The sequence below is a fragment of the Pseudomonas sp. TE6288 genome (assembly GCF_054062095.1).
The window spans coordinates 1-13268 of record NZ_JBSSEW010000029.1 but is presented as its reverse complement, the minus strand read 5'-3'; the positions used below and the strand labels follow the sequence as shown (position 1 = coordinate 13268).

Genomic DNA, 13268 nt, shown 5'->3' with positions numbered 1-13268 from the left:
CCCCCATGGACCGCATTCCCAAGCCCGACAAGCGCTGGCACACCGTCAACGCCTGGCTGCTGCGCCAGATCGACAGCGGCGAATGGCCCAGCGGCATGCAATTGCCCTCGGTGCGCGAGCTGGCGCGGCTGTTCGACAGCAGCATCGCCACCGTGCAACGGGCCCTGGCGGAGCTGGAGGCCAATGCCTATGTGCAGGCCAGGCCACGGGTGGGCTATTTCGTCGCCAAGGGCGCGGCCCAGGTGCAGGGGTTCGACCTGGCCAGCGTCACCGTCAACGTCGACCACGCGGTGGTCGCCATGCTCGCCCAGGCGGCCAGCAACACCACGCTTTCGCTGAGCTCGGCAGTGCTGCATGACGAACTGGCCCCCCAGGTGCTGCTGAGCAGATGCCTGGCATCGCTGGCGAGCAAGGCCGATCTGGCGCTGGCCGGGCTGATCGCGCCACCCGGCCTGGCCTCGCTGCGCCGGCGTATCGCCGGGCTGATGCTGCAACGCGGCGTGGCCTGCGGGCCGGACGATATCCTGGTGACCTCAGGCGACACCGTGGCGCTGGAACTGGCCCTCGAAGCCGTCGCCCGGCCGGGCGCCACGGTGGCCATCGAGACACCCACCTACTACGGCATCCTGCAGACCATCGAACGCCTGGGGATGCGCGCCCTGCCCATTCGCACCCACGCCGACAGCGGCATGGACCTCGAGCACCTGGAGTGGGCCCTGAAGCGCGGGAAGGTCGATGTGGTGTTCCTCAACCCGACGCTGCAGAACCCCCGGGGCTTCATCATGCCCGACACGGCGCGGGCACGGCTCTCACAGCTGGCGCAGGCGGCGGATGTGCCGATCATCGAGGACGATATCTTCTTCGACCTGGTGGACGAGGCGCAGCGGCCCAGGGCGATCAAGCACTACGACGTGACCGGGCAGACGATCTATTGCTCGTCGTTCTCCAAGACCGTGGCGCCGGGGTACCGGGTGGGCTGGTGCGTGGCCGGACGGTACCGGGATGCGATCCTGGCCCAGATGTTTTCACGCAACCTGGCGGTATCGAGCCTGGCGCAGCGGGTGCTGGATGAATTCATCGGGCGGGGGTACATGGACGAGCACTGCGCGAAACTGCGTGGGCGGCTGGCGGCGCAGGCCGGGGTGATGGAGGCGCTGGTGCGCTCGGTATTTCCGGCGGGGACGCGCTATGTGGCGCCTCGGGGCGGCTTCATCCACTGGGTCGAATTACCGGGAAGGACAGACATGCTGGCGCTGCAACGGCTTGCCGCGGAGCGTGGCTGCAATGTGGGCGCCAGCGGGATGTTCTTTGCCGATGGGGAGTGTGGCACTGGGTTGCGGGTGTGCCTGGGGCGGGTGATTACGCCGCAGGTGATGGGCGGGTTGAGGGTGCTGGCGGAGTGTGCTGGCCTTTCAAGGCCTTGATTGAGCTTGAGGTACTTGGGGCCGCTGCGCAGCAGCCCCAGGTTCCGGAATCACGCCAGATGCGCCTGGCTACGCAAGTGCTCGGCCAACATATCGATAAAGGTCCGCACCTTGGTCGAACCATATTTGCTCTCGCGATGCAGGATATGGATCGGCCACGGCGCCTCCTCGTATTCGGCCAGAATCACCTGCAAGCGCCCGGCCGCCACTTCGTCCGCCACCTGGTACGACAGCAGCCGGGCGATCCCCAGCCCGGCACTGGCCGCGGCGATGGCGGCGTCGTTGCTGGTCACGGTCAGGCGCGGCTTCATGCGGATCAACGTCGGGTCGTCGATGGCGCCGAAACGCCAGTCCGTGCGAGGTGACAGCGTCCCGGCGGCGATGACTTCGTGCTTCTGCAACTCCGAAGGATGGCGCGGCGTGCCGTGGCGTTCGAGGTATTCGGGCGAGGCGCACAGCAGCCGGCGCATCTTGCCCACCCGCAGCGCCTTCAGGCCCGAGTCGGGCAACTGGCCGATGCGCACGGCCACGTCCATGCCCTCCTCCACCAGGTTCACCACGCGGTCGAGGAAGAACGCCGAGACGTCCACCTCGGGGTACTGCTGCAGGTAGCGCACGATGCACGGCATGACGAACTTCTTGCCGAACAGGATCGGCGCGGTCACGGCCAGGTCGCCCTTGGGCGCGGCGTTGATGCCGGCGGCGGCTTCGTTGGCTTCGACAATGCTGGCGAGGATATGCCGGGTGTCTTCCAGATAGCGCCCGCCGGCCTCGGTCAGGCGCACGCTGCGGGTGGTGCGCAGCAGCAGCTTGACCCCGAGCTGTTCCTCCAGGGCGCTGACGGCGCGGGTCACCGCCGCCGGCGAGATGGCCAGGCGGCGAGCGGCGGCGGCGAAGCTTTCCAGCTCGCCCACGGCCACGAACACTTTCATCAGGTGGATCTGGTCCATGCCGCGCCCCACGCGTTGTCGTCGAGCGATTATCGCCGTGGTCACGCTAGAGCTCCAGTACCAGGGGCTGCATGCCTTCCTCGGCCTGGGCCGGAATCGCGCAGCAGATCAGCACGCTACCGGCTTCGGGCAGTTCGGCGGGCGGGTTCGGATAGTGGACCTGGCCGCTGACCAATTTGGTCTTGCAGGTACCGCACGAGCCACCACGGCAGCTGAAGTCCGGCGACAGGCCGCGGCTTTCCGCCAGTTCCAGCAAGGTGCCGCCTCCGGGCGCCCAGCGCGCTTCCTTGGCGGAGCTGGCGAAGTACACCGGCACCGGTTCGCTGGCGGGCGGCGGTTGTTGCAGGGTGGACTGGTTGTCGTCGTTGTGGCGACGCAGGGTCGAAGGGCCGAAGGCTTCGGCATGGATGCGGGCATCCGGTACATGCACCGTGCGCAGGCCTTCGTAAAGGTCCTGGGTGAAACTGGCCGGGCCACAGAGGTAGAAGTCGTAGTCGTCCAGCGGCAGCGTGGCCTTGATCTGCTCGATGCCCAGGCGGCTGGCGAACACGTAGTCGCGGCCCTGCACGGCTTGGGGTTCGGGCAGGCTCAGGGCGCGGTGAATGCTCAGCAGGCCACCGGCGTGCTGCTGGAGTTCGGCAAGCTCGTGCTGGAACGGCAGGTCGGCCAGCGTACGACCACCGTGGAACAGGTAGATGCGCCGCCCCAGCCCCAAGGCCAGTTGCTCGCGGAGCATGGCGATCAACGGGGTGATACCGACGCCAGCACCGACCAGCACGAGGGGCCGGTCGCTGGTGTGATCCAGGGTGAAACTGCCCATGGGCAGGCGCACCTGTAAAGGGTCGCCCACCTTCAGTTGCTGGTGCAGATAGCGTGACGCCGGCCCCTGCGCCTTGACGCTGATGCGCAGGTGGCCATCGGACGGCGCGCTGGACAGGCTGTAGGTGCGGATCAGCGGTGCCTCTCCATCAACCTGCAGGCGCACGGGGATATGCTGGCCGGGCGCGAAGGGCACCGCCTTACCCTCCTCGGGTTGCAGGTAGAACGAACGGATATCGCGGCTTTCCTGCTCGATACGCAGCACGCGCCAGGTCAGCCATTGGCGCTGGCGCTCACGCTGTAGCAGGCGCTCTTGGGCTTCACTCCAGGTACCGGTCATCAGGCTGGTGGGGGCGTACTCCTGAAAGGCCCAGCGCAACGACACGGCAGCCGGGCGGATCACCACCTGCTCGATGTCCAGGGTCCAGATCCGCTCGGCCCCCTCGAAAGCGCTGATCAGCGGGCTGTCGAGAATCACCTCGGTTCGCCCTGAAACCTGCAGCACATCGCCCGTGGTGAAGTCGATGAACAACAGGCCGGCAACCGGGTTGACCAGCAGGTTGCCGAGGGTGTTGAAATGCAGGTTGCCGGCGTAGTCGGGTATGGTCAGGCGATTGCCTTCGACCCTGACGAAACCGGGCCGGCCACCGCGGTGGGACACGTCCACGGCACGTTGGCCATTTTCCTGCTCAACGTAACTGGCGACGAAGAAGGTATCGGCGTGTTCGATCATGGCGCGGGACTCGGTATCGAGTGCCACTGAGTCCCGGCGCCCCTGCGGCGGCTCGTCGACGCGGGTGTACTCGCGCAGCTGGATGTACTGCGGGCAGTTGCCGAACGATTGCTCGACCACCACCTCCAGCTGACCGTTGCCTGCCCGACGGATCAGGCCATTGAGCCGGTTGCGTCGCCGGGTATGCAGTTCGATCCCCAGCAAGCCAATCGCACCGCCATCCACCAGGCCCGGCGTGGCCGGGTCATCAGCGGCAGGCGCGGTGCCGATCAGCAGTTGCCGGGGATCGGGCGAGCTGACGAAGCCTTCCGCGCCTTCGAGCAGCGTCGCCCAAGGGGTGCCGGCGGCATCCACGGCAGCGGCTACCAGGAACGGCAACTGCTGGTAGAACGCGCGATGCTGGTCGGGCATGAAGTCGCGGATGACCTTCTGGCCGAACACCTCCATGCGCTCTGCAACACCGACTTGCTCCTGCAGCCGTTTTTCACCTGCATGCCAGGGCGATCGCATGGCGGCATTCCTCTGGGTTCAGAGCGTGGTCTGCAAACCGATGACGGTGCGTGGCATCGGCACGAAGCCCGGCAGCGCCTCGATCCGGGCCAGCCAGGCGCGCACGTTGGCGTACGGCTCCAGCGATACATTGCCCTCGGGGGCGTGGGCGATGTACGAGTAGTTGGCGATATCGGCGATGGTCGCCTGGTCACCAACCAAGAACGGGCTCTTGGCCAGTTCGGCGTCGATCACCTTGAGCAGGGTGTGGGCGCGGCCAATCACTTCGTCGGTGTTGAACGAGGCGCCGAATACGGTCACCAGGCGGGCGGCAGCCGGGCCGAAGGCCAGCGGGCCTGCCGCCACCGACAACCAGCGCTGCACACGGGCGGCGCCGACCGGATCTTCGGGCAACCAACGCTCGCCGCCATAGGCCTTGGCCAGATAGACGAGGATGGCGTTGGAGTCGGCGATGACGATACCGTTGTCATCGATCACCGGCACCTGGCCGAAGGGGTTGATGGCCAGGAACCCGGGTTGCTTGTGCTCACCCTTGGCCAGGTCGACGAAGACCAGCTCGGTAGGCAGTTCGAGCAGCGACAGCATCAGCTCGATACGGTGGGCGTGGCCGGACTTGGGGAAGTTGTAGAGCTTGATCGGGCTTGGCATGTGCGGGGCTCCAGGTCAGCGCCGGGAGTGGCGCTGCTGGAGGACATGCTGCACGGGATCGGCTGGCAGCAGAATCCGTGCTGGAAGCAATCCAGTATTTCGGCAAGTGGAATAATTACAATCGCGGGGCAAGTCGGGTCGCCGCATCGCCGCTCCCACGCGCCCGCGGTTGCGATCTCAATGCCGGTGCTGTTTCTGGTACTGGTACAACCCCCGCGCCGCCTCGACCACCAGCGGTACACAGGCCTGGCGCTCATCGAAGCTCATCGAGTCGAGCAACTCGAAGTTGTCCTCCAGACCATGCAGCGAAATGGCCTTGAGCAGACGATCCTGCTCCGGCGGCAGCTCGCTCCACTCGGCCACTTGCGTGCCGCGCATGTAGCCGAAGCACCACTCCTCGAGAATGATCGTCGGGCCCTCTTCGCTCTCGCCCTCTTCGAACATCGGCTCGAAGTCCTCGAGGTCCGTGGCCAACTCTTCGGCCACCTGGCTGGCATAACGCAGCATCAGCGCGGTATACGCTTCTTCATGGGCAGGCTTCTTGAACTTGGGCACCTTGCCACCGGCGACAGAGGGCAGCCATTGCTCAGGGTTGACCTTGTTGGGGGAGCTGGCCAGCGCAGTGAAGAAACCGTTGAGCTCGGCGAGGTTGAGTACCGAATAATCGTTGCCGTAGGTGATCAGCAGGTCTTCGAGGCGGTCGAGTTCTTTTTCGCTGAGCGCGGGGAGCATGGGGTGGGTGTCCTGGGTAAATGTGCGTGCACCCTAGCATAGGCAACGCCTGCCCGCTCCCTTCATGGGAACGGGCATCGGGCTATTGCTGCAGCCACTGCGCCAGCTCGGCCTGCCGCCCGCTACCGGCCAGCAGCCACAACAAGAGCCGACATTTGCGCGGGCAAAGCCAGCCGGCCATGTGCAGGCCGCGGGCCTGCAGGTCGATCTCGCCACCGACGAACCCGTAGGTTCCCCGGGCTGTCGGGCCATTGCCGGTGCGGGTGGCGATAATCACTGGCATGGTGTCTGCGACGTCCTCCAAAGCCTCGGCCCAGGCTTCGCAGACATGGCCTGCGCCAAAGCCGGCAACCACCAGCCCTGAATAGCCCATGCCACCAAGGGCTCGCAGCAGCCGCGTATCGGCATCGAGGCAGGTTTCCAGCAGCACGACCTGGTGACCGACCTGCGCCGGCAGGGGCAACACCCAGCGTGGCGCGGCAGCCTGACGATAGATGGGACAGCCCTCCACCACTTCCCCTAACGCCCCTGCGCCGGGCGATTCGAAGGCCGCCATTGCCAGGCTGGCAGTCTTGCGTACCCGGGCGGCCGAGTGAATCTGGTCGTTGATCACCACCAGCACGCCACGCCCCCGGCTGCCATCGGCTATCGCAACCTGCACTGCCGCCAGCAGGTTCGCCGGACCATCTGCGCCCGGCTGGCAGGCCGAGCGCATGGCGCCGGTCATGATCAGCGGAATGTCATGGGGCCAAAGAAGATCGAGGAAATATGCGGTCTCCTCCAGCGTATCGGTGCCCTGGGTAAGCACCACGGCCTGGGCCCCGGCTTGCACTTGTGCGTTTGCCCAGGCCAGCGCATCCAGCATGTCGGTGAATGCCAGGGAGGCGCTCGGCACCAGGCACAACGTGGCGGTGCTGATCTGCGCCAGTTGCTGCAACTGAGGCAGGGCACTCAACAGCGCGGCACAGTCGAGCCGGGGTGTCACACCCTGCCCCGGCGCCCCGGATTGCATGCTGACCGTACCGCCCAGGCTGCCGATGGAAACACGTGGTGCTGTCATGGGTTACCTCCCGCAAGCAGACCAACCAGGGGCACGATACCCAGGGTGCTGATGGCCATGGACAGGACATTGCCGATATAACCGTGCATGTAGCTTGGCAGGCGCTGGCTGATTGCCACGGCAAGCGGTGGCGCGATCAGCGCGCCGAGCACTGCGCTGGCGATGATCACCTGCCAGCTGCCACCCAGTGTCAGCACGGCAGCGGGCACGATCGACACGATGGGAATATAGGTCGGATACCAGCCCCGCTCCTTCCATTGCCGTCGCCAGAACAGCACACCGACCAGCGATGCCAACCCCTGCCCGGCCACCATCTGCAGCACCAGTTGCGATCCGTAGGCCGGTGCCGCCGGGGCCAATACATAAGCCAGCAATACGCCCAGCAGCAAGCCGAGGCTGGCCAGTTCATTGCCAAAGAACGGCGCTTCGCTGAAATCGGCCAGTACCCGACGCAGGGTCCAGGCCACGCCATAGTCCGGCTGGCTGGCTGTCGCTACGAGCGCAGGGCGCTGTCCATCGCGAACCAGCACCGGGAAGCGTTTGCACAGCAGGAACGCCAGCACACTGGCCAGGGCCATGCCACTGACATTGCCGATCACCACCGGCAACTGCAGCGGGTAGCACAGGTAGTTGACCAGCAGCAGGCTGGCCGGCGTCACCAGCACGGCACCGAGCAGCGCGCCATTGATCGCGACGCGCCAACCGCCGCCAAACAGCAGGACCATGGCCGCCGGCAGCGAGACGAAGGCGACGAAGGTCGGCTGCCAGGTACCACCGTCCAGCGTCCAGCCCCACAACGCATGGCTGAGCAGTAGGCCGAGCAGCGAGCTGATAATCAGCCAGGGCCACAGCCCAGTGCCGTAGCAGATGGCGAAGCCCTGCCAGCGATGCCCACGCTGCTGGGCCCAATGCGCAAGGCTCGCCCCCAGCAGCAGCCCCAGTGCCGGCAACTCGTGCTTGTAGAAGGCGACCTCACTGATATCGCCGACCATCCAGCGCAGCCTGCTCAGCGGCTGGTCGAGGGTTGCGACGAGTTGCGCATAATCGGGCCATCCACCCAACATCAGGCTGGCAACGCAAAGCAGCGCGAGGCCCAGGAGTATCAGCGACGACGACCGTTGTCGCGGTAAAGAAAGGTGCTGTTCCATGGCGCCTCCTCAACGTGGCATCGGCGCATGCAGCCGATAACCCAAGGTGGCGTCGTAGAGGTCGGTGCGGCGGTCACGCGGCAGGTCATTGAGGCTGTTCCAGATAGGCGCCGAGCGGGCGGCGCTGAGGTCGACGTCGGCATACAGGATGCACTCCTCCTCGGCACCGGCCACCTCGCCGATGGGCCAGCCGTTGGTGCCGGCAATCAGCGAACAACCGAGGAAGCGCCCGCCCCGTTCCCGACCGATGCGATTGGCGGCGGCGATATAGACATTGTTGACGTGGGCTGCGGTTATCGTCAGATACGAGGCCATGCAGCGTCCGGCCTCGTCGAACAGCGGCGGCGGTGTCCAGACCCAGTTGTTCAGGCTGCAGATGATGTCGGCGCCCTGCGCTGCCATGAGCCGTGGCACCTCCGGGAACCAGATGTCCCAGCAGATCAGCAGGCCGATGCGGCCGATGGGCGTTTCAAAAACCGGGAAGCCCAGGTCGCCGGGGGTAAACCAGAGCTTTTCCTGGTTCCACAAGTGCGCCTTGCGGTAATGCCCGAGCAGCCCCAGCGGGCCGAACAGCACGGCGCTGTCGAAGAGCTTGAGGCCGTCACGCTCGGCGAAGCCTGCAGCCAGATACACCTGCTGCTCACGGGCGAACTCCGCCCAGGCCTGCAGGCATCGTCCATCCTCCAGCGACTCGGCGTGGGCATAGGCCTCGGCGCGGGAGTTGAAGGTGTAGCCGGTGTTGGCCAGCTCCGGCAGCACGATCAGGTTCGCCCCTTCACGCACGGCGCGGCGGGCCAGGGCCAAACCACGGCTCAGGTTGCCATCACAATGGTCCAGGCCGACCTGCGGGTCGTACTGGATGACGGCAATGCGTACGGGGCTGACGGGGGTGGTGTGTTCCTGCATGGCGGCTTCCTTTTCTGGTTGTTATGGAAGGCCGCCAGTAGAACGGGCATGGCAGGTGGAGCGACAGTCAGCAGGATCCTCTGGAACTGAGGGAGAGTGCGAAAATACGGGGAGGAGCACTCCTACAAAGTTGTTTCAAAGCACCTGTAGAGGCACCTGATAATACGGATAGTGTTCGAGGCTGAAGCCATCCTTGAAACGTGCGCCGGTGTTGTTGCAGAGGTTGATCACGGTGTCGATGGCGGTGCGCAGACACGGCTCGGTCCAGCCGGCATCGACAGAGAAAGACTCTCCGGCGAGGTAGAGCCCTGAATGGGCACTCAGTTCGCGGTTGTACTTCATCAGGCTTACCGCGTCGTAATAGGCACCCGGCCGGTACAATTTCGCACAGCCAAGTGCATTCTTGTCTGTCATCCATCTTTGTATGCGAGTATTTCCAAGATCGATGTGCGGCGAGATGGGCTCGCCGATGTTGGCGCAACGCAACAGAATCCGATCGAGTTCCGCTACGCATTTTTCCACCAACTCGGCGTCTGAATACGCCGCCAGCTTGGTGGCATCGTCCTCCCAGGTGTAGCTGAGCAGGATGCAATCGCGGCTGTGCTGATCGTTGTAACGGTAGGCATAGACATCGTGCACGAAGCTGTCGGTGACCAGGATCTGCGGCAGATGGGGATGCTGGTCGAGAAAGCTTTTACGCAGCGGCGCATAAACCTTGCAGCTGGTCTCCCAATGGGCGTGCTTCCAGGCCTCGATAATGTCCGGTGGCAGCATGTTCCGGGAGAACCCCTCCAGGCGCATCCCTGTTTCGATCAACCAGGACGGCGTGGTAAGCACCACGCTGTCGAACACCTCACTTATCGGCTGAGCCTTGGCTTCATCACTGTGCCGCCAACGGTAATCGACGCGGATGCGGCCATCGGCCAATTTGTCCAGGCCATGAACAGAGCTGTCCGTCAGCAGGCCATCCTTACGCGTCACGCATTGGCTGTACAAGGATTCGCCCGAGCCAGCGATGTCCATGAACAGCAGGGCCTCATCCAACGCGGCGATCCCCAGATAGGCAGGTGCCTGGAAATGCAGGCCTTTGCTGTCGGGCACGGTCTCGATACCCTGATACGGCGCGGCAAGCACTCGCCCCCTTTCATCTACACGCCCATGCACAAGCTGCAGATGGCTGCTGAAACCGAAAATGGCAGTACGCAACGGATAGAGGCAACACACGTCGTAGAAGGCGCCCCAACTGCCATCACCGATACCGATTGCATAGAAGATCGCCGATTCGTCACGGTCCATGCCAAGGCCGCCGAAATCGCCTGGGTTGCCAGGGTCCCAAACCTCCTGGCTCGACAGCAATACCAGGTCACGGAACGACAGCCTGTGATATCGCTCGACGATTGCCGACCACATCGCCAGCCAGCCTTCTGTGCCGTAAATGGCGGCCACCTGTTCGGCGAAACGCTCGGCAAAGCGCCGCCACTTGCCATGAATCCTCTGTAGTACCGCGGTAGGTGGTGGAGTGTGACCTTCGGGATTCTTCCAGATCAGCAGCTTCGGATCGCCCTCCCCTTCAAGCTGGCCTTCACGCAGGTAGATACCCGTTGCATTGACCCACTGCGTGCCAGGGTTAGGGAAAGCGGAAAGACGCAGGTCAAACAGGTTGGCGTAGTAAGCCATCAATGAACGGCCTGCCTTGGGCGGCTCGCCGGTTCGGTTGAAGAACGGCATGCGCATGGCGCCCATCTCGAAGGGAGCGGTGCATCCCGGCGGCTTGCCAGCTGGGGTCGACACGGTGAGATGACGTCCCCCGATACGCCGGGCCTGCTCGATCAGGGTGATATGGGTAAAACCACAGCGCAGCAGTTCACGTGCGACGGTAAGGCCGGTGACGCCAGCACCGACAATGCAGATGCGATGTGCAGGACGAGAAGCCTGGGCAATACCGTCCTGTTGTTCGACGAGGCGTCGGTAGTCGAAACACAGGTCAGGCGGGTTCGGGAAGCGTGCGGCCCATGGCAGCACTGGAGAGTGCGGCTCGACGGCCAGGTCGGCGGGATGGTTGTACGTTGAACCAATGGTCATGGTCTCGGGTTCTCAAGGTAGATGAGGAGCCTGAGCATGCCGAGAGCCGGGAGATGGGGAGCGGTAGAGGGGTATCGCGGTGCTGAGTGCGTCGTTGCCAGAACAGACGCAATCGCGGGGCAAGCCCGCTCCCACGCTACCCATTCCCACAAGCCCTGTATTAGCTCTGTGGTTGCGGATGGCGTGGGAGCGGGCTTGCCCCGCGATGAGGATGCTACGGTTTAGACCGCCAGCGCGCGCTCACGCAGCTCGCTGTTGAGGATGCGGTCGTTCTCGCTGTAGTCGACCGGGCAGTCGATCACGTGCACGCCAGGGGTCTTGATGCAGTGCTCGAGCAGCGGCAGGAAGGCTTCGGCGCTTTCCACGCGGTGGCCATTGGCACCGTAGGCTTCGGCGTATTTGACGAAGTCCGGGTTGCCGTAGTCCAGGCCGAAATCGGTGAAGCCCATGTTGGCCTGCTTCCAGCGGATCATGCCGTAGCCGTCGTCACGCAGGATCACCACGGTGATGTGCATACCCAGGCGGACGGCCGTTTCCAGCTCCTGGCTGTTCATCATGAAGCCGCCGTCGCCGCAGACCGAGATGACCGGGCGATCCGGGTACACCAGGTGCGAGGCCATGGCCGATGGCAGGCCGGCGCCCATGGTCGCCAGGGCGTTGTCCAGCAGCACGGTGTTGGGCTTGTGGGCCTTGTAGTTGCGGGCGAACCAGATCTTGTAGATACCGTTGTCCAGGGCGACGATGCCTTCAGACGGCAGGGCGCGACGGATGTCGGCAACCATGCGCTGCGGATAGACCGGGAAGCGGTCGTCGTCGGCGCCTTCGGCGATCTGCGCTTCGTTCGCTTCGCGGATGGCCATCAGGCGGGTGAAGTCCCAGTGGCTTGTATCGGTCAGCGCTTCGCTGATCTGCCATACGGCGTTGGCAATGTCGCCGATCACTTCTACTTGCGGGAAGTACACGGCATCGACTTCAGCCGAGCGGAAGCTCACGTGGATCACTTCGGTGCCGCCACGAACCATGAAGAACGGTGGCTTCTCGATCACGTCGTGGCCGATGTTGACAATCAGGTCGGCAGCTTCGACGGCGCGGTGAACGAAGTCACCGGAGGACAGCGCAGCGTTACCCAGGAAGCGCGGGTGACGCTCGTCGACCACACCTTTACCCATCTGGGTGGTGATGAACGGGATGCCGGTCTTGTCGATCAGTTGCTTGAGGACCTTGGCGGTCATCTTGCGGTTGGCGCCGGCACCGATCACCAGGATCGGGTTGCGAGCGTTCTGCAGTTTCTGCACGGCGGCTTCGATGGCCACGTGCTCGGCCAGCGGGCGACGGTGCAGGCTGCGCGGAATCGGCAGGGCGTCGGTCTGCTCGGCGGCGATGTCTTCCGGCAATTCCAGGTGCACGGCGCCCGGCTTCTCTTCTTCCGCCAGGCGGAAGGCTTCACGCATGCGCGCAGGAATGTTGTCGGCCGAGGCGAACTGGTGAGTGTACTTGGTGATGGGGTCCATCATGCCGCACACGTCGATGATCTGGAAACGGCCTTGCTTGGACTTCTTGATCGGTTTCTGGCCGGTGATCATCATCATCGGCATGCCGCCCAGGTAGGCATAGGCGCTGGCGGTCACCAGGTTGGTCGCGCCAGGGCCGAGGGTCGACAGGCTGACGCCGGTCTTGCCGGTCAGGCGGCCGTAGGTGGCGGCCATGAAGCCCGCGGATTGCTCGTGGCGGGTCAGTACCAGCTTGATCTTCGACTTGCGCAGGGACTCGAGCAGGTCGAGGTTTTCCTCACCGGGAATGCCGAACACATACTCGACACCTTCGTTTTCCAGGCATTGCACAACGACATCGGCGGCCTTGGCCATCTTGCTTCTAACCTCAAGTAATAGGACGGTGAAAGTCCAGAAATGCGCAGCACGGTACGCTGGCATCGCTCGGTCCGGGTGCCAGGATTGCCCCGAACCTAAGCCTTGACGCAGGGTAGGTACGGGGAAGTCACTTAATGTGACGGCAATATTGTCGCACCTGTGACGCGGCGATGTGAGGTAGCCGACGAGCAAAGGATTTTTGCGTGATTGTCAGCAAGCGGATCCCGTGTAGGAACAACATACCGTGGGAGCGGGCTTGTCGGAACGCGCAAAGACAAAACCCCTACCTGCTTGCGCAGATAGGGGTTTTGCGAAATGAATCTTGACGATGACCTACTCTCACATGGGGAAACCCCACACTACCATCGGCGATGCATCGTTTCACTGC

General features: G+C 64.1%; 10 protein-coding genes. 1 reads left to right on the top strand and 9 read right to left on the bottom strand.

Annotated elements, in window-relative coordinates:
• Positions 1-5 precede the first annotated feature (5 nt).
• Positions 6-1424 carry an aminotransferase-like domain-containing protein gene (locus tag ACVWY1_RS23890; protein ID WP_277505476.1) on the top strand — a complete coding sequence of 473 codons (1419 nt, stop codon included), beginning with the start codon at positions 6-8 and terminating at the stop codon, positions 1422-1424.
• A 50-nt stretch (positions 1425-1474) separates the two neighbouring features.
• On the opposite strand, the gene ACVWY1_RS23885 is transcribed toward ACVWY1_RS23890, so the two are convergent.
• The 9 genes from ACVWY1_RS23885 to ACVWY1_RS23845 all read right to left on the bottom strand — a co-directional run bounded on the left by ACVWY1_RS23885 (position 1475) and on the right by ACVWY1_RS23845 (position 12877).
• Positions 1475-2374, bottom strand: a complete 900-nt coding sequence (locus ACVWY1_RS23885) for a LysR family transcriptional regulator (RefSeq protein ID WP_102685189.1) — start codon at positions 2372-2374, stop codon at positions 1475-1477.
• Between the two features lie 46 nt (positions 2375-2420).
• On the bottom strand, positions 2421-4436 hold the full coding sequence (locus ACVWY1_RS23880) for a 2Fe-2S iron-sulfur cluster-binding protein (protein WP_457378833.1): 2016 nt from the start codon (positions 4434-4436) through the stop codon (positions 2421-2423).
• Positions 4437-4454: 18 nt separating this feature from the next.
• Positions 4455-5084 (bottom strand): glutathione S-transferase family protein, encoded by a 630-nt coding sequence (locus ACVWY1_RS23875; protein ID WP_102685191.1) that lies wholly within the window; start codon positions 5082-5084, stop codon positions 4455-4457.
• A 177-nt stretch (positions 5085-5261) separates the two neighbouring features.
• Complete coding sequence (locus ACVWY1_RS23870) at positions 5262-5816, bottom strand: UPF0149 family protein (RefSeq protein WP_277505479.1); 555 nt, start codon at positions 5814-5816, stop codon at positions 5262-5264.
• An 82-nt stretch (positions 5817-5898) separates the two neighbouring features.
• Positions 5899-6876, bottom strand: a complete 978-nt coding sequence (locus tag ACVWY1_RS23865) for an asparaginase (protein ID WP_139673642.1) — start codon at positions 6874-6876, stop codon at positions 5899-5901.
• Positions 6873-7940, bottom strand: coding sequence for a hypothetical protein (locus ACVWY1_RS23860; protein WP_232968190.1), 1068 nt, complete (start codon positions 7938-7940; stop codon positions 6873-6875). Before ACVWY1_RS23860 ends, ACVWY1_RS23865 begins: the two co-directional genes overlap by 4 nt.
• A gap of 93 nt (positions 7941-8033) precedes the next feature.
• Positions 8034-8930, bottom strand: coding sequence for a nitrilase family protein (locus ACVWY1_RS23855; protein ID WP_102685195.1), 897 nt, complete (start codon positions 8928-8930; stop codon positions 8034-8036).
• A 135-nt stretch (positions 8931-9065) separates the two neighbouring features.
• Positions 9066-11012: a flavin monoamine oxidase family protein gene (locus ACVWY1_RS23850; RefSeq protein WP_457378832.1), complete on the bottom strand. Its 1947-nt coding sequence runs from the start codon at positions 11010-11012 to the stop codon at positions 9066-9068.
• A 221-nt stretch (positions 11013-11233) separates the two neighbouring features.
• Positions 11234-12877 carry an acetolactate synthase large subunit gene (locus ACVWY1_RS23845; protein WP_102685196.1) on the bottom strand — a complete coding sequence of 548 codons (1644 nt, stop codon included), beginning with the start codon at positions 12875-12877 and terminating at the stop codon, positions 11234-11236.
• Positions 12878-13268 lie beyond the last annotated feature (391 nt).